The sequence below is a fragment of the Streptomyces hawaiiensis genome (genome assembly GCF_004803895.1).
Lineage (GTDB): Bacteria > Actinomycetota > Actinomycetes > Streptomycetales > Streptomycetaceae > Streptomyces > Streptomyces hawaiiensis.
Map to the genome: position 1 here is coordinate 5,663,051 of NZ_CP021978.1, position 26,299 is coordinate 5,689,349.

At 72.6% G+C, this 26,299-nt stretch carries 21 protein-coding genes and 2 pseudogenes; 11 read left to right on the forward strand and 12 right to left on the reverse strand.

Features of this window, described 5'->3' with window-relative positions:
* Positions 1 to 77 precede the first annotated feature (77 nt).
* The 8 genes and pseudogenes from CEB94_RS40425 to CEB94_RS41085 form a co-directional block, all read right to left on the reverse strand.
* Positions 78 to 1,679, reverse strand: a pseudogene (locus CEB94_RS40425) (phytoene desaturase); the annotation flags it as partial.
* The gene (locus tag CEB94_RS26275) at positions 1,676 to 2,818 is read right to left on the reverse strand and encodes a polyprenyl synthetase family protein (RefSeq protein ID WP_175434538.1); all 1,143 of its coding nucleotides are present in this window, start codon (positions 2,816 to 2,818) and stop codon (positions 1,676 to 1,678) included. The pseudogene CEB94_RS40425 and the gene CEB94_RS26275, both read right to left, overlap by 4 nt.
* An 85-nt stretch (positions 2,819 to 2,903) precedes the next feature.
* A complete protein-coding gene (locus CEB94_RS26280; RefSeq protein ID WP_175434539.1) occupies positions 2,904 to 4,277 on the reverse strand; it encodes a cryptochrome/photolyase family protein in 1,374 nt (457 codons plus the stop codon).
* Positions 4,278 to 4,281: 4 nt separating this feature from the next.
* Positions 4,282 to 5,868, reverse strand: a complete 1,587-nt coding sequence (locus tag CEB94_RS26285) for an SDR family oxidoreductase (protein ID WP_175434540.1) — start codon at positions 5,866 to 5,868, stop codon at positions 4,282 to 4,284.
* A gap of 192 nt (positions 5,869 to 6,060) precedes the next feature.
* Positions 6,061 to 7,641 carry a S8 family peptidase gene (locus tag CEB94_RS26290; RefSeq protein ID WP_175434541.1) on the reverse strand — a complete coding sequence of 527 codons (1,581 nt, stop codon included), beginning with the start codon at positions 7,639 to 7,641 and terminating at the stop codon, positions 6,061 to 6,063.
* Positions 7,642 to 7,863: 222 nt separating this feature from the next.
* Positions 7,864 to 8,085 (reverse strand): DUF2283 domain-containing protein, encoded by a 222-nt coding sequence (locus CEB94_RS26295; RefSeq protein WP_031132526.1) that lies wholly within the window; start codon positions 8,083 to 8,085, stop codon positions 7,864 to 7,866.
* A 22-nt stretch (positions 8,086 to 8,107) separates the two neighbouring features.
* Complete coding sequence (locus CEB94_RS41760) at positions 8,108 to 8,368, reverse strand: DUF4258 domain-containing protein (protein ID WP_281292582.1); 261 nt, start codon at positions 8,366 to 8,368, stop codon at positions 8,108 to 8,110.
* A pseudogene (locus CEB94_RS41085) lies at positions 8,360 to 8,677 on the reverse strand (serpin family protein); the annotation flags it as partial. The pseudogene CEB94_RS41085 and the gene CEB94_RS41760, both read right to left, overlap by 9 nt.
* Before the next feature lie 84 nt (positions 8,678 to 8,761).
* Between CEB94_RS41085 and CEB94_RS26305 the strand changes: the two are divergent.
* The 8 genes from CEB94_RS26305 (at position 8,762) to CEB94_RS26340 (ending at position 16,719) form a co-directional block, all read left to right on the forward strand.
* On the forward strand, positions 8,762 to 9,880 hold the full coding sequence (locus CEB94_RS26305) for a DUF4190 domain-containing protein (protein ID WP_175434543.1): 1,119 nt from the start codon (positions 8,762 to 8,764) through the stop codon (positions 9,878 to 9,880).
* A 147-nt stretch (positions 9,881 to 10,027) separates the two neighbouring features.
* On the forward strand, positions 10,028 to 10,780 hold the full coding sequence (locus CEB94_RS26310; protein WP_175434544.1) for a GntR family transcriptional regulator: 753 nt from the start codon (positions 10,028 to 10,030) through the stop codon (positions 10,778 to 10,780).
* A 341-nt stretch (positions 10,781 to 11,121) separates the two neighbouring features.
* On the forward strand, positions 11,122 to 11,316 hold the full coding sequence (locus CEB94_RS26315) for an SPOR domain-containing protein (protein ID WP_031132511.1): 195 nt from the start codon (positions 11,122 to 11,124) through the stop codon (positions 11,314 to 11,316).
* A gap of 59 nt (positions 11,317 to 11,375) precedes the next feature.
* Positions 11,376 to 11,831 carry a (deoxy)nucleoside triphosphate pyrophosphohydrolase gene (locus CEB94_RS26320; RefSeq protein ID WP_175434545.1) on the forward strand — a complete coding sequence of 152 codons (456 nt, stop codon included), beginning with the start codon at positions 11,376 to 11,378 and terminating at the stop codon, positions 11,829 to 11,831.
* 124 nt (positions 11,832 to 11,955) lie between these two features.
* Entirely contained in the window at positions 11,956 to 12,399 is a 444-nt protein-coding gene (locus tag CEB94_RS26325) for an ATP-binding protein (RefSeq protein ID WP_175434546.1), read from the forward strand.
* Positions 12,400 to 12,651: 252 nt separating this feature from the next.
* Positions 12,652 to 15,288 (forward strand): SpoIIE family protein phosphatase, encoded by a 2,637-nt coding sequence (locus tag CEB94_RS26330; RefSeq protein WP_175434547.1) that lies wholly within the window; start codon positions 12,652 to 12,654, stop codon positions 15,286 to 15,288.
* A 31-nt stretch (positions 15,289 to 15,319) separates the two neighbouring features.
* Positions 15,320 to 15,547, forward strand: coding sequence for a hypothetical protein (locus tag CEB94_RS26335; RefSeq protein ID WP_175434548.1), 228 nt, complete (start codon positions 15,320 to 15,322; stop codon positions 15,545 to 15,547).
* 68 nt (positions 15,548 to 15,615) lie between these two features.
* The gene (locus tag CEB94_RS26340) at positions 15,616 to 16,719 is read left to right on the forward strand and encodes a glycoside hydrolase family 18 protein (protein ID WP_175434549.1); all 1,104 of its coding nucleotides are present in this window, start codon (positions 15,616 to 15,618) and stop codon (positions 16,717 to 16,719) included.
* 37 nt (positions 16,720 to 16,756) lie between these two features.
* On the opposite strand, the gene CEB94_RS26345 is transcribed toward CEB94_RS26340, so the two are convergent.
* The 4 genes from CEB94_RS26345 to CEB94_RS26360 are packed head-to-tail and all read right to left on the reverse strand — an operon-like array spanning position 16,757 to position 20,671.
* Positions 16,757 to 17,533 (reverse strand): succinate dehydrogenase/fumarate reductase iron-sulfur subunit, encoded by a 777-nt coding sequence (locus CEB94_RS26345; protein WP_175434550.1) that lies wholly within the window; start codon positions 17,531 to 17,533, stop codon positions 16,757 to 16,759.
* Positions 17,530 to 19,470, reverse strand: coding sequence for a fumarate reductase/succinate dehydrogenase flavoprotein subunit (locus tag CEB94_RS26350; protein WP_175434551.1), 1,941 nt, complete (start codon positions 19,468 to 19,470; stop codon positions 17,530 to 17,532). Before CEB94_RS26350 ends, CEB94_RS26345 begins: the two co-directional genes overlap by 4 nt.
* Positions 19,471 to 19,486: 16 nt before the next feature.
* Positions 19,487 to 20,323 carry a hypothetical protein gene (locus tag CEB94_RS26355; protein ID WP_175434552.1) on the reverse strand — a complete coding sequence of 279 codons (837 nt, stop codon included), beginning with the start codon at positions 20,321 to 20,323 and terminating at the stop codon, positions 19,487 to 19,489.
* Positions 20,324 to 20,380: 57 nt separating this feature from the next.
* Positions 20,381 to 20,671 carry a hypothetical protein gene (locus CEB94_RS26360; protein ID WP_031132495.1) on the reverse strand — a complete coding sequence of 97 codons (291 nt, stop codon included), beginning with the start codon at positions 20,669 to 20,671 and terminating at the stop codon, positions 20,381 to 20,383.
* Positions 20,672 to 20,959: 288 nt separating this feature from the next.
* Here CEB94_RS26360 and CEB94_RS26365 point away from each other — a divergent pair, with 288 nt between their 5' ends.
* The 3 genes from CEB94_RS26365 to typA all read left to right on the forward strand — a co-directional run bounded on the left by CEB94_RS26365 (position 20,960) and on the right by typA (position 26,088).
* Complete coding sequence (locus CEB94_RS26365) at positions 20,960 to 23,146, forward strand: ABC transporter family substrate-binding protein (RefSeq protein WP_175434553.1); 2,187 nt, start codon at positions 20,960 to 20,962, stop codon at positions 23,144 to 23,146.
* Positions 23,147 to 23,260: 114 nt separating this feature from the next.
* Positions 23,261 to 23,944, forward strand: a complete 684-nt coding sequence (locus CEB94_RS26370) for a hypothetical protein (protein WP_175434554.1) — start codon at positions 23,261 to 23,263, stop codon at positions 23,942 to 23,944.
* 236 nt (positions 23,945 to 24,180) lie between these two features.
* Positions 24,181 to 26,088 (forward strand): translational GTPase TypA, encoded by a 1,908-nt coding sequence (gene typA / locus CEB94_RS26375; protein ID WP_175434555.1) that lies wholly within the window; start codon positions 24,181 to 24,183, stop codon positions 26,086 to 26,088.
* The last annotated feature ends 211 nt before the right edge of the window (positions 26,089 to 26,299 follow it).

Below are 26,299 nucleotides of genomic sequence, written 5' to 3' on the forward strand. Positions count from 1 at the left end.
AGCAGGCGCGTGGCCAGGAAGTAGGTCCGGCCGTGCCGGGCGTTGAGCTGCCGGCACCGGCCGTAGGCGGCGCGCAGGCCGGGGTCGGTGATCCCGGCGGCGTCCAGTTCACGACGGGTCATGGGCACCTGCTGCGGACGGGGCGGGCGGGGCGGACGGGCGGCGGTCCGGGAGCCGGCCCGCCCGGGCCCCCGGGTGCGGCCCCCGGTGACGCGGGCGGCGGCGAGTTTCCCGCTGATGAGCACCGTCGGTACGCCGACACCGGGGGTGGTCCCGCAGCCGGCGAGCACCACGTTGTCCAGCCCGCGTACGAGGTTGCGCGGCCGGAAGGGCCCGGTCTGGGCGAAGGTGTGGGAGACGGAGAAGGGACTGCCCGCCGAGAGGCCCCGGGCCGTCCAGTCGAGCGGGGTCACCAGCAGTTCCTCCTCGACGCTGTCCGCGAACCCGTCGAGGCCGCGGCGTTCCAGCTCGGCGACCAGGCTGTCGCGGTAGCGCGGGCCCAGGTCCCGCCAGGCTGCGGCGCAGGGGCCGACGGCGGTGTTGGGGCAGGGCGCCAGGACGTAGTGGAGGTGGCGGCCGGGCGGCGCCAGCGAGGCGTCGTGCGTGGTCGGACGGGTGATCAGCAGAGACGGGTCGCTCATCAGCGCTCCCGAGCGGGTCAGTTCGTCGAAGGTGCGCTCCCACGCGGCGCCGAAGGACAGCGTGTGGTGGGCGAGCTGGGGCCAGGTGCGGTCGGTCCCGGCGTGCAGGACGACCGCGGACGGCGAGTGCCGCAGCCGTACCGGGCGGCGGGGCGCCCGGCCCAGCAGCCGGTGCGCGGCGGGCAGTTCGCAGGTCAGCACCACCGCGTCGCACGGGATGCGCTCACCCGAGGCGAGCCGGACGGCCCGCACCCGGTCCGCGGAGCGCTCCAGCGCGCTCACCTCGGCCGACCACCGCAGCTCGGCACCGGCACCGGCCGCCACGTCCGCCATCGCCCGGGGCAGGGCGTGCATGCCGCCCTTGGGGAACCAGACTCCGGCCACCGTGTCCATGTAGGCGATCACCGCGTAGGCCGCGAGAGCCCGGGCCGGCGCCACTCCGGCGTACAGGGCCTGGAAGGAGAAGACCCGGCGCAGACGGGCGTCGGAGAGGAAGCGGCCGATCCGGCCGTCAAGACGCCGGAAGCCCCCCAGCGCCGCCAGCCGGGCCAGGTCCGGGTGCGCGAGCTGGAGGGGCGAGTCGAAGTTGGTGTCGATGAACCGGCGCATCTGCGCCCGGTACAGCCGTTCCAGCCACTCCCGCAGCCTGCGGTAGCCCGCCGCCTCCGCCGGTCCGGCGAAGCGCCGCACCTCCGCCTCCATGGCGTCGCCGTCGGTGTGCACGTCGAGCGAGGTCCCGTCCGCGAAACCGGCCCGGTAGGCGGGGTGCAGGGGCATCAGCTCGACGTGCCGGCCGAGGCTCTCGCCGACGGCCGCGAACGCCTCGTCGGCCAGATGCGGCATCGTCAGCACGGTCGGCCCGGTGTCCACCAGATAGTCGCCGAGCCGTACCCGTCCGGCCCGGCCGCCCGGGCCGGCGTCCCGTTCGACGAGCGTGACCCGGCGGCCGGCGCCCAGCAGATGCAGGGCGCACGCCAGCCCGGACAGGCCGGCGCCCACCACGACGACATGGTCCGTCGGTCCCGTCACCGTCCTCATACGAGCTCCTCGGTGTGGTGCGGGGCGACGCCCGAGGCCCGCTCGACCAGGGCGGCGAACTCCCGCCGCACGCCGGGGGCGGCGCCGCTCGCCCCGAAATGCCGCAGAGCGGAGGCCGCCAGGTCCGCGATCCTCGCTTCCACCTCGCCCCGGGCGCCCGTCCGTTCCAGCGCCGCCCGCATCCGCTCGACGGTGTGTCCCGGCCGGCCGGCCGCGTCCGGGGCGAGTACGGCGGCGGCGTCCTGGTCGCCGGTGGTTTCCGCGAGCCGGACGGCGGCGGCCAGGAGAGGGGTGAGCTTGCGGGAGCGCAGGTCCTCGTCGGCCGGTTTGCCGGTCAGCGCCGGGTCGCCGAAGGCCCCGAGGAGGTCGTCGCGCAGCTGGAAGGCCAGCCCCGCGCACCGGCCCGCGGCCCGCAGCGCGCCCAGGACGCGGGCGTCCGCACCGGCCAGCGACGCGCCCAGCGTCAGGGGCCGCGCGACCGTGTACCGGGCGCTCTTCAGGACGGCGATGGCCAGCGCCTCCTCGGCGCCGGACGAGCCGCTGGCCTGCGCGCGCAGGTCGCGGTACTGGCCGGCGACCATCTCGGTGCGCATGGCCCGCCACTCGTCGTACAGCCGCGAGCCGTGCGGCGAGGAGAGCGCAGTCTCCGTCACCAGATCGTCCGCCCACGCCAGCGCCAGGTCGCCCGCGAGCACGGCGGCCGACGTCCCGAACGACCCGGCGGGCCCGCCCGTCCGGCCGGCCCGGTGTTCCCGGGCGAAGTCCACGTGCATCGCGGGCGCGCCCCGGCGCAGGGGTGATCCGTCCATCACGTCGTCGTGGACGAGGGCGCAGGCCTGGAGCAGTTCCAGGGCGGCCCCGGTGCGCAGGACCGCGCCCGCGTCGCTCGAGCCGCCCGCGGCCCGCCAGCCGCACCACACGAACGCGGTACGCAGCCGCTTGCCGCCCCGCCGGACGAACCCGGCGACGCGATCGGCCATCTCGCGGGCGAACACCGCGTCGGTGTCGCGGGCTTGCCGCAGCCGCGCCTCGAGCACCCGCTCCAGGACCGCCTCCATGGCGAGCGTGGCCCCGGGAGCGGTGAGCGGGGCAGGGTTCGTCTCCGCCGGTCCGGCCGCCGTCGGCCACGGTCCAAGCATGCGCAACCCCTTCTCGCTTCCGGTCATCCGCACCTCAGTGCTTCCGCGCGGAGCGGTGATTCGGATGCGCGGCGGTGCCGGGCTCTCAGTCGCGGCCCCGGGCCTGCCGGAAGCGGGCCAGGCCCTCGCCGAGGTCGAGGAGCGGCGCGGGATAGCGGAGCCGGGCCCGCTCGTCCCGCGGCAGCCGCCACGGCTCGTGCACCGCGGCGCCGCCGACGTCCGCCAGTTCGGGCACCCAACGGCGTACGTACGTGCCGTCCGGGTCGTGGCGCTTACCCTGGAGCACGGGGTTGAGGACGCGGTGGGGACGGGTGTCGGTGCCGGTGCCGGCGACCCACTGCCAGTTCAGCTGGTTGTTGACGAGGTCGCCGTCCACCAGGAACCGCAGGAAGTGCCGGGCGCCGATCCGCCAGTCCACGTACAGCGTCTTGGTCAGGAAGCTCGCCACCAGCAGCCGGGCCCGGTTGTGCATCCAGCCCTCGTGGCGCAACTGGCGCATGCCCGCGTCGACCACCGGGTAGCCGGTGCGGCCCTCCCGCCACGCGGCGATGTCCTCGGCGGCCTCGTCCTCGCCGCGCCACCGGTCGCCCCGGGTGCGGTAGTCCTGGACGGACGCCTCGGGCCGGGCCGCGAGGACCTGGTGGTGGAACTCGCGCCAGCACAGCTGACGGACGAACGCGTCCACCCCGGCGCCGCCCCTCTCACGGGCTCGCCGGACGACCTCCACCGGCGAGAGGGCCCCGAAGTGGAGGTACGGCGACAGGCGCGAGGTCGCGTCACCGGCCAAATCGTCGTGCCGTTCCTCGTACCGGGACAGGCCGGCGTCCACCCACCGCGCGAACCTGTCGCGCCCCGCCGACTCCCCGCCGGCCGGGAGATCCGGTGACACGTCCGCCACCCCCGCGCGGGACGGCAACCGCTCGCCGCGCACCGCGTCGGGGACGCGCACCGCACGCGGCGCGGGCAGGGGATCGCGCAGCGGCTCCTTGGACCAGCGGCGCAGATACGGGGTGAACACGGCGAAGTGGTCCGAGCCCAGCGGTGTCACGGCCCCCGGCGCGACGGCGGTGACCACACCGTCGTGCACCCGCAGCGCGACACCGCAGGCGTCGAGTTCCTCGCGCAGCCGCTCCTCCCGGCGGTGGGCGTAGCCGGTGACCCCCGCGGCCATGTGCACCTCCGTGGCACCGCACGCGGCGGTGACCGCGCGGACCTCCCGGGCGACCGGCCCGGCGCGCACGACCAGCCGCCCGCCGCGCCGGCGCAGCGAGGCGTCGAGGTCGGCCAGGCAGTCGGCGAGGAAGGCGGCGCGGTTGGGCACGTCGAATCCGGCGGCGTGGACGGCGGGGTCGCGGACGAACAGGGGCACCACCTCGGCCGCCGTGTCCAGCGCGGCACGCAGGGGCGGATGGTCGTGCAGACGCAGGTCCGAGGTGAACAGGACGACCGCGACGGTCATGGCGTCACTCCAGGTGCGGTGGTGCGGGTTTCGTGGGTTGCTCCCGGAGACTTCGCCGCTCGCGGACCCGCCGGATGCGCGCGGTGCCCCGGCGTCCGCTCGTGCCGCCGCCGGACGCGGCCCGGGCGATGTTGCGCGCCATGCCACCGAACACGACGGAGTGGAACGGGGCGACGCTCCACCAGTAGGCGTGGCCCAGCAGGCCGCGCGGATGGAACAGGGCGCGCTGCCGGTATCGGGTGCGGCCCTCGTCGTCGGTCTCGGCGCACATCTCCAGCCAGGCCAGTCCGGGCAGCCGCATCTCGGCGCGCAGCCGCAGCAGATGACCGGGCTCGATCTCCTCGACCCGCCAGAAGTCCAGCGAGTCGCCGACCCGCAGACGCTCGGTGTCCCGCCGTCCGCGGCGCAGTCCGACCCCGCCCGCGAACCGGTCCAGCCAGCCCCGGGCCGCCCAGGCCGGCGGGGAGGAGTACCAGCCGTTGTCGCCGCCGATGCCCTCGATCACCCTCCACAAGGCCTCCCGTGAGGCCTCGACCGGCCGGTGCCGTTCGTCCTGGTAGAGGCTGCCGCCCGCCCAGTCCGGGTCCGTGGGCAGTGGATCGCTGGGCGCCCCGGGCACCGAGGCCGAGGACCAGCGCGTGGAGACCTGCGCCTCCCGCACCCTGCGCAGCGCCAGGGCCAGCGCCTCGTCGAACGGCAGCGGACGGCCGGGGGCGTCGGGGACGTACCGGGCGATGTCGTGTTCGCGGCAGACGACCTCGTGCCGCAGCGACTCGGTCAGCGGCCGGGCGAGGGAGGCGGGCACGGGGGTGACGAGCCCGACCCAGTGGCTGGACAGCCGCGGGGTGAGGACCGGGACCGGCAGGATGAACCGCCGCGGCAGTCCGGCGACGGCGGCGTAGCGCAGCATCATGTCCCGGTAGGTGAGGACGTCCGGCCCGCCGATGTCGAAGGCCCGGTCGACGTCGTCCGGCATGGTGGCCGACCCGACGAGGTAGCGCAGCACGTCCCGTACGCCGATGGGCTGGGTGCGGGTGTGCACCCAGCTGGGGGTGACCATGACCGGCAGGCGTTCGGTGAGGTAGCGCAGCATCTCGAACGACGCCGACCCCGAGCCGATGACGACGGCGGCCCGCAGCACGGTCGCGGGCACGGGCGAGTCGAGGAAGATCTCTCCCACCTCGGCCCGGGACCGCAAATGCGGGGAGAGCGACCGCTCGGGGACGTCGCGCGGCGTGAGTCCGCCGAGGTAGACGATCCGCCGTACGCCGGCGGCCCGGGCCTGTCCGGCGAAGATCCGGGCGGCGGCGCGGTCGGTGTCCTCGAACCGGGAGCCGGAACCGAGGGCGTGCACCAGGTAGTAGGCGACGTCGACACCGCGCATCGCGGAGGCGACCGACTCCGGGTCCGTGACGTCCCCACGGACCGTCTCGGCGTGCGCCGCCCAGGGGTGGTCGCGGAGTGTGCCGGGGGAGCGGGCGAGACACCGGACGCGGTGGCCCTCCCGCAACAGCTCGGGTACCAGGCGCCCGCCGATGTATCCGGACGCCCCGGTGACCAGGCAGTGCGGCTGCTGCCCGTCCGTGGCCATGGTCGTGCCTCCGTTCTCCGGCACCGTCGCCGTGCTGCCGGGTCACGGCTCGGCCCCGGCGCGAACACTTCCCGCTGGGGGCCCTCGGCGGATGCACGACGCTTCCGGGCGCCCGAGCGACGGAGCGGCCGGGGGCCGGGCTGTCAGCAGCCCGGCCCCCGGTTCGCGCAGTACGGGTCAGAACAGTGCGGGTCAGAACTGGAGCGCCCAGGCGTCGACGCGCCCGGTGTCGTAGCGGGCGTTGTCGCTCACGCGCAGCTTCCATGTGCCGTTCGCGGCCTCCGAGGAGGCGTTCACGGTGTACGTGGTGTCGATGTTGTCCGCACTGCCGCCGGTGCCGTAGGACTTCAGCGTGTACGCCGTGCCGTCGGGGGCGATCAGCTGAACCTGCAGGTCACCGATGTAGGTGTGGACGATGTGCACCTCGACGGCCAGGGCCGAGGGGGCGTTGCCGGAGACGCCGGAGACCGTCACCGGGGACTCGGCGGTGGCGTTGTCGGCGATGGCCTGGTCGGCGGTGTTCTCGAAGCGCGGGCCGGGCGGGGTGGTCGTACCGCCGCCGACGTACAGGAGCCGGTTGGGCGATCCGGTGCCGGGGCTGGTGACGACGCCGGTCGTGGCGGCGGACGTCAGCGCGGCGGAGACCTGCGCGGGCGTGGCCGTGGGGTTGGCGGCCAGGTGCAGGGCGGCGGCGCCGGCGACGTGCGGGCTCGCCATCGACGTACCGGAGATGGTGTTGGTCGCCGAGTCGCTCGTGCTCCAGGCCGAGGTGATGGACGAGCCCGGTGCGAACAGGTCCAGGACGGTGCCGTAGTTGGAGTAGCTCGCCTTCGCGTCGCTCGACGTCGTCGCGCCGACCGTGACGGCCTCGGTGACGCGGGCCGGGGACCGGGTGGAGGCGTTGGTGGACTCGTTGCCGGCCGCGACCACGAAGGTGACGCCGGAGGTGATGGCGTTGCGGACGGCCGTGTCGATGGCCGTGTCGCCGGGGCCGCCGAGGGACATGTTGGCGACGGCGGGCTTGACCGCGTTCCGGGCGACCCAGTCGATGCCGGCGACGACCTGGGCGGTGGTGCCCTGGCCGGAGTTGTTCAGCACGCGGACGCCGACGACCTTGGCCTTCTTGGCGACGCCGTAGGCGCTTCCGGCGACGGTGCCGGCGACGTGCGTGCCGTGACCGTGGCCGTCCTGGGCGGTGTTGTCGTTGTCGACGGCGTCGTAGCCGTAGGAGGCGCGGCCGCCGAAGTCGCCGTGCGTGATGCGGACGCCGGTGTCGATGACGTACGCCGTGGCGCCCTCGCCGGCCGAGTCCGGGTAGGTGTACGAGCTGTTCAGCGGCAGGCTCTTCTGGTCGATGCGGTCCAGGCCCCAGGAGGGCGGGCTGGGCTGCGTGCCGGTGATGGAGAACGTCCGGTTCTGCACGACGGAGGCGATCGCCGGGTCGGCAGCGAGACGTTTCGCCTCGGACTCGGAGGCCTCGACCTCGTAGCCGTTCAGGGCCTTGGTGTACGTCCGCTCGATGTCGGCGCCGTACTTGCGCGCGAGCGCGCGGCCCTCGGCGGAACCGGCCTTCTCGGTCTTCAGGGTGACGATGTAACGGTCGGCGACGGCGTTCGCGGCGCCCTCGTACTGGACGCGCCCTTCGGCCGCGACCGGGGCCGCGCCGGCGGGGAGGGCGGAGACGAGGCTCGCGACGAGGGCCGCGGTGGCCGTCGCGCCGAGCGCGGTCAGTCTGCGCCGGGAGGATCTGTGGGGAGTACGCGTCACTGCCATCTGAGGGGTCCTCCTCAATCGGTGGTGCGCTGTGGGGTGTGGTGCACGCCCGTCGGTCGCCGCCGATGAGGCCAGAGGTCATGACCATGTCAAGCCAGCGGCTACTCCTGTGCGTCAGCGAAAGATTGAGGCCTCCACAGGAATTGCACAAGGGCCCTGCACGGAAACGGCAGGACCCTTGTGACGGGCCGTCAGTCGTCGAAGACGCTCCGGGGGAGGCCGTCAGCCCGCCGAGGACTGCTCCAGCACCTCCGCCGGCAGCGCACCGCCGGCACCGATCACCTCGATGCCCAGCAGTCGCCCCGACGCGTCCACGTCGAGGAACACCTCGGCGTCCGCCCCGACCCCGTCCACGGGGATCTGCCGGACGGCGGCGCCGTCCGCGATGTGCGCGACGAGAGAGACATACGCGGTGTCGTTCTCGCGGTCGTACTCGATGTGCATGCTTCGCCTCTCCGGAACGGGCTCAGTTGCGGCCGACGGACACGACGTTGCCCGCCTTGTTGATCACGACCCAGACCTTGCCGGTGGTGTACTTCCACGTCCCCGGCGACTTGCCCTTGGTCTTCTTGCCGGTCTTCACGGTAGGCGCGACCATCTCCTGGTCGATGCCGCGCTGGGCCATGCGCTGAGCCGCGTGCTTGGAGATGCTCTTGACGCCCTGGGAGAGCAGCAGCCGCCCGGCGACGATCGCGATCGGGATGAACCACGCCGGGTCCGCCACCACCGGCAACCCCGCCGCCCACTCCTCGCGCAGCTCCACGAACCGCGCGGTCCACAACCCCAGGGCGGACGACAGGCCGTCGATCCCGGTCAGCATCGCCGGGAACTCCCGCGCCGCCGCACCCGCCTGACCGGCCGGCAGGCCCAGCGCCTCCTCCAGCTCCTCGCGGGCCGCTCCCGCCGCCCCGTCCGCGAGGAGCGCCAGCAGCGGCCAGACCCCCGCCGCCGAGAACACCGTGTCCGCGCCGGCCCCCGACGCCCATCGGGCCGTCAGCCGGTTCGCCGCCTGTACCGCCGGGTCCATCGCCCGCATTCCACCCCGTCACCCCGCCGTTTACGATGCGCGCAGCCGTACGACGGATCCCCGCCCACCGCCTCAGCCAGGAGCAACGTACCCGTGTCGATACCCCCGCCCCCTGGGAGCCGGCAGCCCCGGGGCCCGTACGGCCCGCCCCCCGCCGACCGGCCCCAGGCATACCGCCCTTACGGCACCCCCGTCTCCGTCAACGCCCTCGCCGTCGCAGCCCTCGTGCTCGGTGTGTTCTGCTTCCTGCCCGCCGCGGGGCTCATGTTCGGGCTGGTCGCGCTGCGGCAGATCCGGCGGTCCGGGCAGAGCGGACGGGGCATGGCGATCGCGGGGGCGGTGCTGTCCTCCGTCGGGATCGTGCTGTGGGCGGTGGTGCTGTCGACGGGAGCCGCGCACAAGGCCTGGGAGGGGGTCAAGGACGGCGCGCAGGGCAACGAGAGCCTCTCGCTGGACAAGGGCGACTGCTTCGACGCGCCCGGCGGGCTGGAGGGCGACACCTATGACGTCGACCGGGTGCCGTGCGAGGGCGGACACGACGGTGAGGTGTTCGCGGTCGTCACGCTGCCGGGCGACGCCTTCCCGGGCGACGCCCGGATCACCGGCATCGCCGACGAGAGGTGCTACGCCCTCCAGGACCAGTACGCGATGGACACCTGGGCGATGCCGGCCGATGTCGACGTGTACTACCTGATGCCGTCCCGGGAGAGCTGGCGCTACGGCGACCGCGCGATCACCTGCCTCTTCGGCAACACCGAGGCCGGGATCAAGCTGACCGGCTCCCTGCGCGGCGACCCCACCACCCTCGACACCGGCCAGGTCGTCTTCCTGTCGACGGCCAACGCCCTCGACACGGCGCTCTACGAGGAGCCGGAGAAGACCCCCGACGACGACCTCGCCGCACACCGGGCCTGGGCCGGCCAGGTCCACGACGTGCTCGGCGAACAGATCGAGGCCCTGCGCGGCCACCCCTGGCCGGCCGGTGCCCGCAGGCCCGTCGCCGACCTGGTGGACGGCCTGGAGGACGCCCGGGAGGAGTGGAAGAGGGCGAGCACCGCCTCGGACGCGGATGCGTACTACAGGCACTACGACAAGGCGTACGGGTCCGTCGACGGGCCGGCCACCGTCACGGCCCGCAAGGCACTCGGACTGGCGGCGACCCCGCCGGCCGCCGGGGAGCGCGAGAGCGGAGACTCCGAAGCGCAGGTGTGACGGCGGCCATAGCGGGGAGAAACTGCCTGCGTAAAGCCCTCAGGGCCACCAAGTCATCACATCGAGTGATTCTCTGGCCTTTGCTTGCACCGCACAACCTACGGTTGCGACGCTGTTGCTGTCTGTACAACCTGATGGGAGCGGCCAGTGACATTCGGTGAGCAGCCGGCGTACCTGCGCGTCGCGGGTGATCTCCGCCAGAAGATCGTCGACGGTCAGCTGCCACCGCACACCCGCCTCCCCTCCCAGGCCAGAATCCGCCAGGAGTACGGGGTCTCGGACACCGTCGCGCTGGAGGCCCGCAAGGTGCTCATGGCGGAAGGCCTGGTCGAGGGCCGCTCCGGCTCGGGGACGTATGTGCGTGAGCGGCCTGTGCCCCGGCGCATCTCCCGCTCCGGCTACCGCCCGACCGGCGGGGCCACCCCGTTCCGCCAGGAGCAGGCCGACGGGGAGGGCCGCGGCACCTGGGAGTCCAGCAGCGAGCAGTCCGAGGCGAGCGTCGCGGTCGCCGAGCGGCTGGACATCGAGCCGGGCGAGCGGGTCATGTGCACGCGCTATCTCTACCGCGAGAGCGGCGAGGCGATGATGCTCTCCACCTCCTGGGAGCCCCTCGCCGTGACGGGGCGTACGCCCGTGATGCTGCCGGAGGAGGGGCCGGTCGGCGGCATGGGCGTCGTCGAGCGCATGCGCGCCATCGACGTGATCGTGGACAACGTCACGGAGGAGGTCGGCGCCCGGCCCGGCCTCGCCGAGGAGCTGCTCGTCCTGGGCGGCGTCCCGGGGCACGTGGTCCTGGTCATCCAGCGCACGTTCTACGCCTCCGGCCGCCCGGTGGAGACGGCCGACGTGGTCATCCCGGCCGATCGGTACCGGGTCGCCTACCACCTTCCGGTCAAGTAGCGAACGCTCACATCCGCACCGCGGCGCGCTCCCCGCGCGCCCCGCTCACACGATCGCCGTGCGGACCGTCGCGGGCCCGGGCGCCGCGGGGTCCGGGGCCGGTCGTCGTTCGCGCAGGTCCGCGGTCGTGTATGCGGTATGCCTCCGGTTGGTTGCGCCGAGGTACACGGACGGCGCGTTCGTCGGCGTGCGCCCCCTGCGTTCTGGCTGGTTGCGTACCTCTTTGTGAAAAGCCGTATTCGCTCCGTGAAGGTTAGGCGTAGGCTCGGGCATATGCGCATTGCGGTTTCCTTAGCGGGTGGGGCACGGCACAGGCCGCGGGTGGGAAGTGGAGGGGCGCGATGAACGACAGCACGGTCACTCTTCCCTGGCTCGTGATACGAGAGGACGACAACGGCAACCGCTACCGAGTGGGCCGGTACGCGACCCGGGCCGAGGCCCAGAAGATCGCGGACAGCCTCGACGGTCGCGGCCACAAGCAGCTGTACTGGGTCGAGCGGCTCGGCCAGAACGGGTCGGCCGTGGCGCACGACTGACCGTCGTGGGGCCCCGGGGAGCGCCCCGGAGATCGGCGGGGCTCCCGTAGGCTCCCCGCATGAGCGAGCGGATCGTCGTAGGTGCCGCGCTGGTCGAGGACGGGCGGCTGCTGGCCGCCCGGCGCAGCGCGCCCGCCGAGCTGGCCGGGCGCTGGGAGCTGCCCGGCGGCAAGGTCGAGCCCGGGGAGACGGCCGACGCGGCGCTCGCGCGGGAGCTGCGCGAGGAACTCGGCGTCGACGCCGAGGTGAGCGGGCGCGTCCCGGGCGAGTGGCCCCTCAGGGCGCCGTACGTCCTGCAGGTGTGGACCGCCCGGCTGCGACCCGGCTCCGCCGCCCCCGAGCCCCTGCAGGACCACGACGCACTGCGCTGGCTCGGCCCCGACGAGATCTGGGACGTGCACTGGCTCGACCAGGACGTCCCGGCCGTACGGCAGGCGCTCGCGCACCTGGGGGCCGTGGAGGGCCTCACCTCTCGCGGCCCTGGCTCCGGCGTGCCGGAAGAGCCCGGCGCCTGAAGCGGGCCGGGGGCGTGCGGCCTCGACGCAGTGCCGTAAAGGCGCCCCCTACGCCTTTCGTGCCACAGTGCGCCAGCCCGCGCGGTACTCCGCCTCGGATATCGGGTATGTGCCCATTAACCCCATGAAATCGGACATGGGCGGGGCTCCTGCCTGGGAAGTGATCGGCGTGATCGAGACCGAGGGTGGCTGCGCCGACTGGACCTTTCCCGCCGACCCGGGCGCCGTGCGCACCGCCCGCCAGGCCGTCCGCGGCCGGCTCCGCGACTGGGGTCTCGACAGCCTCGCGGACCTCGCGGCTCTGCTGGTCAGCGAGTTGGTCACCAACGCCCTACGGCACGCCACGGGCCCCATCGGGGTCCGCCTGGTCCGCCCCTCGGGCCTGGGCGGCGTCCTCCTGGTCGAGGTCTCCGACCCGCTGCCGGACCCGCCCCGCGAGCGCCCCGCCCGCCTCGAGGACGAGAGCGGCCGCGGACTGCACCTGGTGGCCTCCTCCTGCCGCCGGTGGGGCACCCGGCCGGGCGTCACGGGCAAGACGGTGTGGTTCGAACTCGCGGTGCCGGAGTGAAAATCCGGTGTACGTACGTCCTACCGCTGTAGAGCGATTGGTTCAGGCCAGTGGCGGTTGCCGGCGGACGGGGTTCGACGACGTGTCCCCTGGTTAGAAGACTGGAAGTGTTGTCACGGTCCGGACCGAAAATCATCGGGACCGTGCTGTGATCGTGAACACCGTGTTGTGCGGCACCGTAGTGCTGGATACTGCGGGCAGCCGCCCCCGGTGACCGGTGCCGGACGCGGTGAGCTGGAGGGGACGGTTCGCGTGAGCGAGATACCAGCGAAGGCCACGGAGTCGGAGGACCCGTCGGAGGGCGCGAGGGCGAGGGCTGCCGACGGCCTGGCCTCCGCGGTGGGAGGTGCGCTCGCGGCCGACGGGGTCCCGCACGGGGACGCCATGTGGCAGAGCAGTCCCCCCGGATCCATCTACGACTACATCAAGGTCGCGTCCTTCTCCATCGGCCCCGACGGGCTGGTCGAGCAGTGGAGCCTGCGCGCCGAGCACCTCTTCGGCATCCCCGCCGGCCGCGCCGTCGGCATGGACCCCATCGAGGCGTTCATCGACCCGCGCCACCGCGAGCACGGCATGCGCAAGATGGCCGAGATCCTCGACGGACGCGAGTGGACCGGCGTGGTGCCCTTCCGGATGCCGAAGGGCGTCGAGGGGGAGTGCGGCCGCGAGGGGCTCGCCGAGGTGTACGTCATGCCGACGCGTACCGAGGAGGGCGACAAGGCGGCCGTCTGCATCGTCGTCGACGTGCGCACGCTGCGCAGCATCGAGACCGACCTCGCCGCTTCGCAGGCCATTTTCAGTCAATCCCCGTTCGGTTTCCTGCTGATCGACCCCGACCTGCGGGTCCGCCGCGCCAACCAGCGGTTCGCGTCCATCTTCGGCGGCACGCCCGACGACCACCGCGGCAAGGGCGTCCACGACTACCTCCTGCGCGGCGAGGCCGAGCGGGTCGCCGCGACCCTGCGCCGCGTGCTGGAGACCGGCAACTCCATCACCGACATGCACGTCACGGGCTTCGTGCCGGGCTCCGACGAGCGCCGGCACTGGTCCGTCAACCTCTATCGCGTACACAGCGGTTCGGGCCGCCCCATCGGCATCGCCTGGCTCGGCACCGACATCACCGCCCGTCGCGCCGCCGCTCGCGAGGCCGCCGCCGCCCGGCGCAACCTCGCCCTGCTGAACGAGGCCGGCGCCCGCATCGGCAACTCCCTCGACCTGGAGACCACGGCCCGGCAACTCCTCGACGTCGTCGTCCCCGGCTTCTGCGACCTGGCCACGGTCGACCTCTACCAGGGCCTGCTGGCCGGCGACGAGACCCCGCCCGGGCTCGCCGACGGCAGCGCCGAGCTGCGCCGCGTCGCCTTCGCCAGCGCCGTCTCCGACGCGCCCTTCACCGGCACCGGGGTGCCCGTCGCGGTCGGCGCCGTCCACCACTACCCGTTCAACTCGTCCTGTGCGGACGCCCTGCGCACGGCCCGCCCGCAGACCGTCCCGGGCGAGGACGGCGGGCTCGTGCAGTCCACGCTCGCCGTGCCGATGGTCGCCCACGACACCGTCGTCGGGCTCGTGCAGTTCGCCCGGACGAAGGGCAGCGAGCCGTTCGGCGACCGGGACCGCGACCTCGCCGTGGAACTGGCGGCACGCGCGGCCGTCTGCATCGACAACGCCCGCCTCTACCGCCGCGAGCACGAACGCGCGTTGATACTGCAGCGGTCCCTGCTCCCGCCCGGCGACCCGGAGGCCTCCGGCCTCGACATCGCCTGCCGCTATCTGCCCGGCAGCGTCAACACCGGCCGGCCCAGCGAGGTCGGCGGCGACTGGTTCGACGTCATCGAACTGCCCGGGCACCGCACCGCGCTGGTCGTCGGCGACGTCATGGGCCGCGGCCTGCGCGCCGCCGTCGCCATGGGCGAACTCCGTACGGCGGTCCGCACCCTGGCCCAGCTCGACCTCGAACCGGCCGAGGTGCTCTCCCAGCTGGACGAGATCGCTCGCGGCCTCGGCGCCCCCGGCGGGGTGCAGCAGGCGACCCGGGCGGCCCGCCGACCCCGCGAGGCGGACCTGTCGGAGGTCTACCTCGCCACCTGTGTCTACGCCGTCTACGACTCCGTCACCCGGCGCTGCACCTTCGCCAACGCGGGCCATCTGCCGCCCGTGCTGGTCGAGCCGGGCGAGCCGGCGCTGATGCTCGACGTGCCGCCGGGCCTGCCGCTCGGCGTCGGCGGCGAGCCCTTCGAGGAGGTCGAGGTCGAACTGCCCGAAGGCGCCCTGCTCGCGCTCTACACGGATGGACTGGTCGAAAGCCGCGACCACCCCCTGGACGAGGGCCTGCAGGCCTTCGTCAGCGCCCTCTCCGACCCCGCCCAGCCGCTGGAGGACGTCTGCGATCACGTCCTCAACACCCTCGACACCCATCACGGCGAGGACGACATCGCGCTGCTGATGGCACGTGTGCAAGGGCTGCCCACCGAATCCGTCGGTGACTGGACCCTGCCGCGCGAGCCGCGCAGCGTGGGCCGGGCCCGCGAGTACGCGCGCGCCCGGCTGCTCGCCTGGGACATGGAACCCCTGGTCGACACCACGGAGCTCCTGGTCAGCGAACTGGTCACCAACGCCCTGCGCTACGGCGAGGGCGAGATCCGCCTTCGCCTCCTGCTCGACCGCACCCTGGTCTGCGAGGTCTGGGACTCCGGCCTGGTCCAGCCCCGCCGCCGCCGGGCCCGCGACACCGACGAGGGCGGTCGCGGCCTCCAGCTCGTCGGCCTCCTCAGCGCCGCGTGGGGCTCCCGCCGCACACCCCGGGGCAAGACGGTGTGGTTCGAACTGCCCCTGCCCGGAGGCGACACGAGCCTGACGGACCCGGCGGAGGCCCTGCTGAGCCTGTTCTGAGAGCGGCCGGCGGCTACCGTACGACCGCCCCATGCCCGACACCACGGCCCGGCCCCCGGCAGACGCGACACCGACGGACCCTGCCCTGGTCCTGCGCCCCTGGAACCCCGCGGACGCGGCCGGGCCGGCCGCACTGAGCGGCGACGAGGCCCTGCGCCGCAGCGCGTACGAACTGACCGCCGTCCTGCCGGTGCGGCCGCCCGCCTGGCCCGGCGAGGGACACCTGCACGTCCGGCACCCGGCAGAGCGCGCCGGCTGATCGCAACCGAACGTCCGTGCTGATCGTCATCCCCGGCAACACCAACCGCACCACCGGGGGGAGACGGCATGGGCCACGCGGACGGCACCACCTCAGAGGAAGCCACGGACGCCGGTGGTGAGACGGCCCCGCCGCAGGCTTCCCCACCCGGCACCGGAGGAGGCAAGAAGCGCCGGCGCTGGGTCAGACGCACGGCCATCGCCCTCCCCCTGCTCCTCCTGCTCCCCCTTCTCTCCGTTCTGACAGCCCTGCGCGTCAACTACATGGGCGACCCGGCCGACGGCACCCACACCCGCAACCGCGACGCCCTCTGGCTGGGCCACGCCTGGGTCGACGGGCGCAAGAAGGACGCCGACGTCACCGCCCTGGCCCGCCGCCTGCAAGACACCGGCATCCGGGACCTGTACGTCCACTCCGGCCCGCTGGAGCACGACGGCACGCTCCCCGAGTCGGTGTATCCGAGGGCCCGTTGGTTCATCGACGCCGTCCACGAGAAGCTGCCCGGGGTCCGTGTGCAGGCCTTCCTGGGCGACGTCCTGGCCGACGAGGACTCCGACGGCATGCGCATCGGGGACCCGGACACCCGCTCCGCCGTCGTCCGCTCCGCCCGCCAGGTCCTGGACACCGGCTACGAAGGCATCCACCTCGACCTGGAGCCCATGCCGTCCGACGACCGCGACTACCTCACCCTGCTGGACGCCCTGCGCCGCGAGACCCGCTCCCGCGACGCCCGACTCTCCGTCGCGGCCCACCAGATCGACCCGCTCCCCGCCCTTCACACCGTTTTCGGCCTGTTCACCGAACACCCCAAGTGGTGGTCGCAGGAGTTCTTCGGCCAGGTCGCCCGCCGCGTCGACCAGATCGCCGTGATGTCGTACGACACCGCGCAGCCGCTGGAGGGCACCTACGGCGGCTACGTCGCCCAGCAAACCTCCCTCGCCCTGGAGGTCACCCCGCCCTCCACCGACCTGCTGATGGGCCTGCCCTTCTACTGGGAGAGCAACTTCGACCACTGGGGCCACGCCGAGACCGTGCCCGCAGCGGTCCGGGGCGTCCGCCTCGGCTTGTCCCGCACGGACGTGGACCGGGCCAACTTCGGCGTCGCGCTGTACATCGACTTCGCCGCGACCGAAGCGGACTGGCGTGCCTACAAGGAAGACTGGGTGCGCTGACCACGGCCCGCCGCCCGCCCCGGCCCGCACCGGTCGCTCACCCTGCTGAAGAGCGCCTCCTGATCTTCGAGCCCAGCCACACCAGCGGGTCGTACTTGCGGTCGGCCGCCCGCTCCTTCAGCGGGATCAGCGCGTTGTCCGTGATCTTGATGCCCTCGGGGCAGACCTCCGTGCAGCACTTGGTGATGTTGCAGTAGCCCAGGCCGTGCTCGTCCTGGGCGGTGGTCTTGCGGTCCAGCCCCGACTCCGCCGCCGCGTCCAGCGGGTGCATGTCCAGCTCCGCCACCCGCATCAGGAAACGGGGCCCGGCGAACGCCTGTTTGTTCTCCTCGTGGTCGCGCACCACATGGCAGGTGTCCTGGCACAGGAAGCACTCGATGCACTTGCGGAACTCCTGCGAGCGGTCCACGTCCTCCTGCATCATGCGGTACTCGCCGGGAGCGACCCCGGCCGGCGGTACGAAGGCCGGGACCTCCCTGGCCTTGGTGTAGTTGAAACCGACGTCGGTGACGAGATCTCGGACGACCGGGAACGCCCGCAGCGGCGTCACCGTGATCGTCTCCTCCCGGCCGAACACCGACATGCGGGTCATGCACAGCAGCCGCGGCCGGCCGTTGATCTCGGCCGAGCAGGAACCGCACTTGCCGGCCTTGCAGTTCCAGCGCACGGCGAGGTCGGGCGCCTGGGTGGCCTGGAGGCGGTGGATGATGTCGAGCACCACCTCGCCCTCGTTGACCTCGACCTCGAAGTCCTCCAGGCCGCCGCCGCTCACGTCCCCGCGCCACACCTTGAAGTGGGCCGTATAGCCGCTCATTCGTAGAGCTCCTCTTCGGAGAGGTACTTGACCAGCTCCTCCTTGTCGAACAGGGCGAGCAGGTCGGCACGGACGGGTTCGGTGGTCTCGCGGGCGAGGGTGATCTGGCCGCGGACCGGGTCCGTCGCCGCCAGCCCGCCCGTCGGGTCGGTGAGCGCGCACAGCAGGTTGATCCGCCGCCACGCGCGGTCCATCCCCGGATGGTCCTCACGGGTGTGCCCGCCGCGCGACTCGGTGCGCTCCAGCGCGGCCCGCGCCACGCACTCGCTGACCAGCAGCATGTTCCTGAGGTCGAGGGCGAGGTGCCAGCCCGGGTTGAACTGCCGGTGCCCCTCCACCCCGGCCCGGCGCGCCCGGAGCCGCAGCTCGGCCAGCGTCTGAAGGGCCTGCTCCATCTCCGGCTCGCGGCGGATGATGCCGACCAGGTCGTTCATCGTCTGCTGGAGTTCCTGGTGCAGGGTGTACGGGTTCTCCGGCGGGCCGCCCGCCGGTTCCTCGATCTCCGCCTCGGCCGAGAAGGGCCGCAGGGCCTCGGCGGCGGCGGCATCGATCTGCCCGTCGTCCACGGCGGGCCGCGCCCCGGCCAGTTCCGCCGCGTACTCGGCCGCGTGCCGGCCCGCGCGGCGGCCGAACACGAGAAGGTCGGACAGGGAGTTGCCGCCGAGCCGGTTGGAGCCGTGCATGCCGCCGGCCACCTCACCGGCCGCGTACAGCCCGGGCACCCCGCGCGCCGCCGCCGTGTCGGACTCGACCGCGACCCCGCCCATCACGTAGTGGCAGGTGGGCCCGACCTCCATCGCCTCGGCGGTGATGTCGACGTCGGCCAGCTCCTTGAACTGGTGGTACATCGACGGCAGCCGGCGCTTGATGACCTCGGCGGGCATCCGGGTCGACACGTCGAGGAACACGCCGCCGTGCGGCGAGCCGCGCCCCTCCTTCACCTCGGTGTTGATCGCCCGCGCGACCTCGTCGCGGGGGAGCAGCTCGGGTGGGCGCCGGTTGTGGTCCGGGTCGTCGTACCAGCGGTCGCCCTCCTCCTCCGTCTCGGCGTACTTCTCCTTGAAGACGTCGGGGATGTAGTCGAACATGAACCGCTTGCCGTCGGAGTTGCGCAGCACCCCGCCGTCGCCGCGCACCGACTCGGTGACGAGGATGCCCTTCACCGACGGCGGCCAGACCATGCCGGTCGGGTGGAACTGCACGAACTCCATGTTCAGCAGGGGCGCGCCCGCGAGGAGGGCCAGGGCGTGGCCGTCGCCGGTGTACTCCCACGAGTTCGAGGTCACCTTGAAGGACTTGCCGATGCCACCGGTGGCGATCACCACGGCGGGTGCCTCCAGCACGAAGAAGCGGCCCGACTCGCGCTCGTAGCCGAAGACGCCGGACACCCGCCCGTCCTCTTTGAGGACGCGCGTGACCGTGCACTCCTGGAAGACCTTCAGCCGGGACTCGTAGTCGCCGGTCTCCTCGTAGTCCTCCTGCTGGAGGGAGACGATCTTCTGCTGGAGGGTGCGGATCAGCTCCAGGCCCGTGCGGTCGCCGACGTGCGCGAGGCGCGGGTACTCGTGGCCGCCGAAGTTGCGCTGGGAGATCCGGCCGTCCTTGGTGCGGTCGAACAGCGCCCCCCAGGTCTCCAGCTCCCACACCCGCTGCGGCGCCTCCTGGGCGTGCAGCTCGGCCATCCGCCACTGGTTGAGGAACTTCCCGCCGCGCATGGTGTCGCGGAAGTGCACCTGCCAGCTGTCGTTCTCGTTGGCGTTGGCCATCGCCGCCGCGATGCCGCCCTCGGCCATCACCGTGTGCGCCTTGCCGAACAGCGACTTGCAGATCACGGCCGTACGGGCACCCCGCTCGCGGGCCTCGATGGCGGCGCGCAGCCCGGCACCGCCCGCGCCCACCACGACGACGTCCCACTCCTGCCGGTCGACCACGGACATCAGAACGCCTCACTCATCAGAAGAATCGCGGATCGTCGAAGGCACCGGACGCGACCAGATAGACGTAGAAGTCGGCGAGCGCCACGCTCACCAGCGACGCCCAGGCGAGCTGCATGTGCCGGGCGTTGAGCTTCCCCGCCCACTGCCACATCCGGTAGCGCACGGGATGCTTGGAGAAGTGCTTGAGCTTGCCGCCGACGATGTGCCGGCAGGAGTGGCAGGAGATCGTGTACGCCCAGATCAGCACGATGTTGACCAGGAACACGAGGGTGCCGAGGCCCATGTGGCCCCACGCGTAGGTCTCGTCGCGGAAGGCGAGCACGGTGTCGTAGGTGAGGATCCCGGCGACCACGAGCGCGGCGTAGAAGAAGTACCGGTGGATGTTCTGCAGGACCAGCGGGAAGCGGGTCTCACCGGTGTACTTCTTGTGCGGCTCGGCCACCGCGCAGGCCGGCGGGGACGCCCAGAAGCCCCGGTAGTAGGCCTTGCGGTAGTAGTAGCAGGTCAGGCGGAAGCCGAGCGGGAAGATCAGGATGATGATCGCGGGCGAGATCCCCCACCAGCTCCCGAAGATCTCCCAGTTGGGGCCGGCCTTCATCGGCTCGCAGTTCTCCGCCAGACAGGGCGAGTAGAACGGGGAGACGTACGGCGCCGCGTAGTAGTCCGCGCCGGCGAAGGCACGCCAGGTCGAGTAGACGATGAAGGCCAGCAGGCCCGCGGCCGTGCCGGCCGGGGCCAGCCACCAGCGGTCGGTGCGCAGGTGCGGGGCGGCGATCGCGGCGCGCGTGCCGCCCCGCACGCCGCCTCTCGGGTGCGGGGGTTCGGTGGCAGGGCGTTCCGTACCAGTGGCCACGTGACGACTCCGGTCGGGTTCGGGGGAGGTGCCGGTCGCGCTCGACTCCTCCCCGGGTCAGGGAGCGCGCCGGTCCCGGGCGCCGAGCCCCTCGTCGTCCGAGTCGCTCCACAGGGCGGAGTCGTACGGCGTGTCCGAGATGGTGACGAGCTCGGGGCGCTTCGGTGCGGCCGGTGACGCGGCGGCGTCGCGCAGCAGGGCGACGCTCTCGCGCAGGTGGTTGGCATCGGCCCGGACGCGGCGCATCTCCAGGCCGCCGGTGCCGAGCTGCTTCTCCAGGCGCCCCAGCGACCGGAACAGGTCGTCGAGGGTGCGCTGGACTGACGTCAGTTCGTCGTGAACGGACATGACTTGCCCTCACTTCCACGGGTCCTTCGCGGCCCAAGGCGGCAACGCTCATGCGCCTGCGAGTGTTGCGCGTCACACCTTGTGCTGTGAAGGGATGTGCATCGATTGGCCGAGGCGTGTGGGTGCACCGTGCGGTGCATTGGGCCGCACGGGTGGCTTCCCACCCGTGACCGCCGTGTCGCCCTGTGTTGCCGAACCCTTTCCTCTTCAGTGGCCGCATACATCAGATGAACTCCAAATACCGCCAAAAGTGATCATAACGCCCGCGGCTTCCCGGAGGTAGCACAGATGTCCCAGCACCGCGTTGGCCCGCGTGCGGTCACGCGCTCGGTCGCCTTCCTCACCGCGGGAGTGCTCGCGGTGCCCGCGCTCACCGGATGCGCCTCCGAGGACCCGTCCGGCAAGCCGCTCGCCGGGCAGGACATCCAGCCCGCCCCCCGCGACCGGATCGCCGACGGCGGCACCCTGCGCTGGGCCGTCGACTCGGTGCCCGACACGCTGAACACGTTCCAGTCGGACGCCGACGCCACCACCACCCGCGTCGCCCAGGCCGTCCTGCCGTCGATGTTCCGCATGAACGCCTCCGGCCGCCCCGAGCGCAACCCCGACTACCTGGAGTCCGCCAAGGTCGTCGACACCGAGCCCAAGCAGGTCGTCCTGTACAAGCTCAACCAGCAGGCCGTCTGGAGCGACGGCCGGGAGATCGGCGCCGCCGACTTCGCCGCCCAGTGGCGCGCCCTGTCCGGCAAGGACACCGCGTACTGGACCGCCCGCAACGCCGGCTACGACCGCATCCAGAAGATCGAGCGCGGCGAGAACGCCCTGGAGGTCCGGGTCACCTTCAGCCGCCCCTACGCCGACTGGCGCTCGCTGTTCTCGCCGCTGTACCCGAAGGACGTCATGGGCACCCCGGACTCCTTCAACGACGGGGCCCGCAAGAAGCTCAAGGTCACCGCCGGTCCCTTCACGCTGAAGAAGGCCGACCGCGAGGACGGGAAGATCACCCTCACCCGCAACCCGCGCTGGTGGGGCGAGCCGGCCAAGCTCTCCGAGATCGTGCTGCGCACCGTCCCGCGCGACAAGCGGGCCGCCGAGCTGGCCGCCGGCACCCTCGACCTGGCCGAGATCGACCCCGCCGCCGCCCGCCGCATCACCGTCGCCGCTCGCCCCCACAGCTCCGCCAGCCCGCTGATGGGCCCCGGCGCCGACCGGTCCGCCGCGGCCTCCCTGCGCTCCTGGGCCGTCGCCAACGGCTCCGACGAGGACGCCGCCGACGAGGAGACCGTCGCCCGCAAGAAGCTGCGCAAGGCGGCCGCCAAGTACACCCGGCAGCAGCAGGCCCTCAGCGGCTTCGAGGTCCGCAAGTCCCTGGAGCCCGCCTTCACCCAGCTGGCCCTGAACGGCGCCGAGGGCCCGCTCACCGACGAACGGGTACGCAGGGCCGTCGCCCGCGCCCTGGACCGCAAGGAACTGGCCCAGGCCGTCCTGGGGCCCCTCGGCCTGCCCGCCGTCCCGGTCGGCAGCCACCTCGCCCTGTCCGGCCAGGCCCACTACGCCGACAACAGCGGCGCTCTCGGCGGCCAGGACACCAAGGAGGCCCAGGCGCTGCTCGCGGACGCCGGGTGGGTGCGCGGCGGCCCGGTCAAGGAGCAGGAGAAGAAGGAGAAGGCGGCCGGCTCCGAGGGCGAGAAGGCCGACGGCGACTCCGGGAAGAAGCCGGACGACGACGGCACGTACACCGCCGGCGAGGACAACAAGGCGCACCGCGGGCCGGACCCCGCCGGTCACCTCGCCCAGGACGGCAAGCAGTACAAGCCGCCGCACCAGGGCGGCGCCCCCGGCGCGTACGCCCCCAAGGGCACCGCCGCCCCGGCGAACCAGGAGGCCGCCCCGCTCGCCAAGAACGGCAAGCCCCTCACGCTCCGCTTCGTGCTCCCCTCCGGGCCCGGCTCCCAGACGCTGCGCACGGTCGCGGACCGCATCTCCCGCATGCTGGAGCGCGTCGGCATCGGCACGGAGATCTCCAAGGTCTCCGACGAGTCCTACTTCAAGGACCACATCGCCTCCGGCCAGTACGACCTCGCCCTCTACTCCTGGCCCGCCACGGCCTTCCCCGCCACCGACGCCCGCCCCGTCTACGCCAAGCCCGTCCCGGCCGCCGACGGCTCCCTGAACGTCGAGCAGAACTACACCCGCGTCGGCACCGACCAGGTCGACCAGCTCTTCGACGAGGCCGTGGCCACCCTCGACGAGGGCGAGTCCCGCTCCCTGATTCGCAAGGCCGACTCCCGCATCTGGGCGGCGGCCGGCTCGATCCCCCTCTTCCAGCGACCCCAGCTCCTGGCGGCCCGCAAGAACCTGGTCAACGCCGGCGCCTTCGGCTTCGGCACGCCGGTCTACGAGGACATGGGCTTTCTGAAGAAGGGCGCGAAGCCCGCGTCGGGCCCCTCCGCGAAGGGCTCGGCCGCCCCGTAGCTCCGAGAACGCTCAAACGCCTTGCCGTTCCCCGCCCGGCGTCCGCACCATGAGGTCAGCAGTGATCATGGTGTGGACGCCGGGCGTCCGTGCACGGGGGACAGGAGCAGGCGGATGCGCCGCATGGTGGGACGGGCCTGCAGGGCCGGGCTGGTCATCGGGGTGCTGGTGGCGGGGCTGACGGCGTGCACGGGGGGCGCGGGTGGCGACCGGGACGACAAGGGTCGCAAGACCGACCGGGCCGTGACGAAGGCCTGCGCGGACGGCAGGTTCACCTGGTCCCGTGTCACGGAGCGGGACCGGCTGACCGGCGTCTCCGACCCCGAGCGGCTCGGCAAGGGTGGCGGCGCCCTGCAGAACCCGGTGCGGCGGGTGTACACCCCCAGCCCCTCGGTACGCGCCGACGGACCGGCCCCGTCCGCCGCGGAGATCCTCTTCTCGCTCGGCAGGAAGACCGGCGAGATCGACTCCGACGCGCGCACCCTGGCCGAGGCGGGCGGCGACACCTGGTCGTTCACCGACGTCCGGCAACCGGCCCCGGAACTCGACGACGACCGCGTCACTCCCGATGCGGCGGGTGAGTTCGTCCAGTACGCCGGGGTGAGGGAGGTGTCGGCGGACTTCCGCTACACCTGCCCGGACGGCAGGACGGTCTCCGGCCACGCCCGGAACTGGACGGTCGACATCGCGGGCCTGACCGACTGCGACGAGCGCCCGGACTCGGCCCTGGCCAGGGAGGTCGCCCGGCATGCTTGCCAACAGGCCGGGTCTGACAGCCCCAGCCCGTCCGGCGCCTGAGGGCGAGGCCGTCCAGGCCGAAGCGGGGGTCAGGGGGCGGCAGCCCGCAATAGGCCCGGGCGCCGGCTCCGAGCACCTCGAAAACAGGCCTGACCTGCACCGAAGTAGCCCGGCTAACCCCTGCGGCCGCAGCCCCGTACCATGGGGTGAGGCCGTGGCATGTTGAGCCCGGCAGGGCCCGCGCACCACCGACGTACGCGCAGGGCATTCCTCACACTCCGGGAGTACGCCTTCTTATGGCCACGCGCCACGACATCCGCAACGTCGCCATCGTCGCCCACGTCGACCACGGCAAGACCACCATCGTCGACGGCATGCTGAAGCAGGCCGGTGCCTTCGCCGCGCACCAGCTCGAAGGCGTCGACGACCGCATGATGGACTCGAACGACCTGGAGCGTGAGAAGGGCATCACGATCCTCGCCAAGAACACGGCGGTGAAGTACCACCCCAAGGACGGGGGGGATGTCATCACCATCAACATCATCGACACCCCCGGCCACGCCGACTTCGGCGGCGAGGTCGAGCGCGGTCTGTCGATGGTCGACGGCGTCGTCCTGCTCGTGGACGCCTCCGAGGGCCCGCTCCCGCAGACCCGCTTCGTGCTGCGCAAGGCGCTCCAGCAGCGGCTGCCCGTCATCCTGTGCATCAACAAGACGGACCGCCCGGACTCCCGGATCGACGAGGTCGTCAACGAGACCTACGACCTCTTCCTCGACCTGGACGCGGACGAGGAGCAGATCGAGTTCCCGATCGTCTACGCCTGCGGCCGCGACGGCATCGCCTCGCTGACCAAGCCGGAGAACGGCACGGTCCCGGCCGACTCCACCAGCCTGGAGCCGTTCTTCTCCACGATCCTGGAGCACATCCCGGCCCCGGTCTACGACGAGGCCGCCCCGCTGCAGGCCCACGTCACGAACCTGGACGCCGACAACTTCCTCGGCCGTATCGCGCTGCTCCGCGTCGAGCAGGGCGAGCTGCGCAAGGGCCAGACGGTCGCCTGGATCAAGCGCGACGGCACCATCGGAAACGTCCGCATCAGCGAGCTGATGATGACCGAGGCGCTGACCCGCAAGCCCGCCGAGAAGGCCGGCCCCGGTGACATCTGTGCCGTCGCCGGTATCCCGGACATCATGATCGGCGAGACCCTCGCGGACCCCGAGAACCCGATCCCGCTGCCGTTGATCACGGTCGACGAGCCCGCGATCTCCATGACCATCGGCACCAACACCTCGCCGCTGGTCGGCCGTGGCGGCACCGGCAAGGGCGCCGACAACAAGGCGGCCGTCAAGGACCGCAAGGTGACCGCGCGTCAGGTCAAGGACCGCCTCGACCGCGAGCTGATCGGTAACGTCAGCCTCCGGGTGCTGGACACCGAGCGGCCGGACGCCTGGGAGGTGCAGGGCCGTGGTGAGCTGGCGCTGGCCATCCTGGTCGAGCAGATGCGCCGTGAGGGCTTCGAGCTGACCATCGGCAAGCCGCAGGTCGTCACCAAGGAAGTCGACGGCAAGGTCTACGAGCCCGTCGAGCGCATGACGATCGACGTGCCCGAGGAGCACATGGGCGCGGTCACGCAGCTCATGGGTGTCCGCAAGGGCCGTATGGACAACATGTCGAACCACGGCTCCGGCTGGGTCCGCATGGAGTTCGTGGTGCCGTCCCGGGGCCTCATCGGGTTCCGGACCGAGTTCCTGACCCAGACCCGCGGCACCGGCATCGGCCACTCCATCCACGAGGGCTTCGAGCCCTGGTTCGGCACCCTGCAGACCCGTAACAACGGGTCGCTGGTCGCCGACCGCTCCGGTTCCGTCACCGCCTTCGCGATGACGAACCTCCAGGAGCGCGGTGTGCTGTTCACGGACCCCGGCACCGAGGTGTACGAGGGCATGATCGTCGGCGAGAACTCGCGCTCCGACGACATGGACGTGAACATCACCAAGGAGAAGAAGCTCACGAACATGCGGTCTTCCTCGGCCGACTCGTTCGAGGCGATCGTCCCGCCGCGCAAGCTGTCGCTGGAGCAGTCCCTGGAGTTCTGCCGGGACGACGAGTGCGTGGAGGTCACCCCGGAGGCCGTGCGCATCCGCAAGGTGAACCTGGACGCCCGCGAGCGCGCCCGCGCCGCGAGCCGCGCCAAGCACGGCTGACACCTGTCCCACGGCACCGGGCACCCCGCATGGGCGGGGTGCCCGGTGCCGTTCGTTAAGGGCGGGGAAACGCAGAGGAAAAGGGTAGGGAAAACCCTTGATCTGCCCACGGCAGCCGCCGGGAGCGGTCCGCCCCCACTACCCTGCTGCGGGAGTGGCGCGTCTCGCGGTCCCGGTGTTCGCACAACGGCCGTGCCGCCCAACCCCGTTG

Coding starts and splice junctions, on each gene's coding strand:
- CEB94_RS26275 (WP_175434538.1), bottom strand. CDS start 2,818: ATGCTTGGACCGTGGCCGACGGCGGCCGGACCGGCGGAGACGAACCCT.
- CEB94_RS26280 (WP_175434539.1), bottom strand. CDS start 4,277: ATGACCGTCGCGGTCGTCCTGTTCACCTCGGACCTGCGTCTGCACGAC.
- CEB94_RS26285 (WP_175434540.1), bottom strand. CDS start 5,868: ATGGCCACGGACGGGCAGCAGCCGCACTGCCTGGTCACCGGGGCGTCC.
- CEB94_RS26290 (WP_175434541.1), bottom strand. CDS start 7,641: ATGGCAGTGACGCGTACTCCCCACAGATCCTCCCGGCGCAGACTGACC.
- CEB94_RS26295 (WP_031132526.1), bottom strand. CDS start 8,085: ATGCACATCGAGTACGACCGCGAGAACGACACCGCGTATGTCTCTCTC.
- CEB94_RS26315 (WP_031132511.1), top strand. CDS start 11,122: ATGAACGACAGCACGGTCACTCTTCCCTGGCTCGTGATACGAGAGGAC.
- CEB94_RS26320 (WP_175434545.1), top strand. CDS start 11,376: ATGAGCGAGCGGATCGTCGTAGGTGCCGCGCTGGTCGAGGACGGGCGG.
- CEB94_RS26325 (WP_175434546.1), top strand. CDS start 11,956: ATGAAATCGGACATGGGCGGGGCTCCTGCCTGGGAAGTGATCGGCGTG.
- CEB94_RS26335 (WP_175434548.1), top strand. CDS start 15,320: ATGCCCGACACCACGGCCCGGCCCCCGGCAGACGCGACACCGACGGAC.
- CEB94_RS26340 (WP_175434549.1), top strand. CDS start 15,616: ATGGGCCACGCGGACGGCACCACCTCAGAGGAAGCCACGGACGCCGGT.
- CEB94_RS26345 (WP_175434550.1), bottom strand. CDS start 17,533: ATGAGCGGCTATACGGCCCACTTCAAGGTGTGGCGCGGGGACGTGAGC.
- CEB94_RS26350 (WP_175434551.1), bottom strand. CDS start 19,470: ATGTCCGTGGTCGACCGGCAGGAGTGGGACGTCGTCGTGGTGGGCGCG.
- CEB94_RS26360 (WP_031132495.1), bottom strand. CDS start 20,671: ATGTCCGTTCACGACGAACTGACGTCAGTCCAGCGCACCCTCGACGAC.
- CEB94_RS26365 (WP_175434553.1), top strand. CDS start 20,960: ATGTCCCAGCACCGCGTTGGCCCGCGTGCGGTCACGCGCTCGGTCGCC.
- CEB94_RS26370 (WP_175434554.1), top strand. CDS start 23,261: ATGCGCCGCATGGTGGGACGGGCCTGCAGGGCCGGGCTGGTCATCGGG.
- typA (WP_175434555.1), top strand. CDS start 24,181: ATGGCCACGCGCCACGACATCCGCAACGTCGCCATCGTCGCCCACGTC.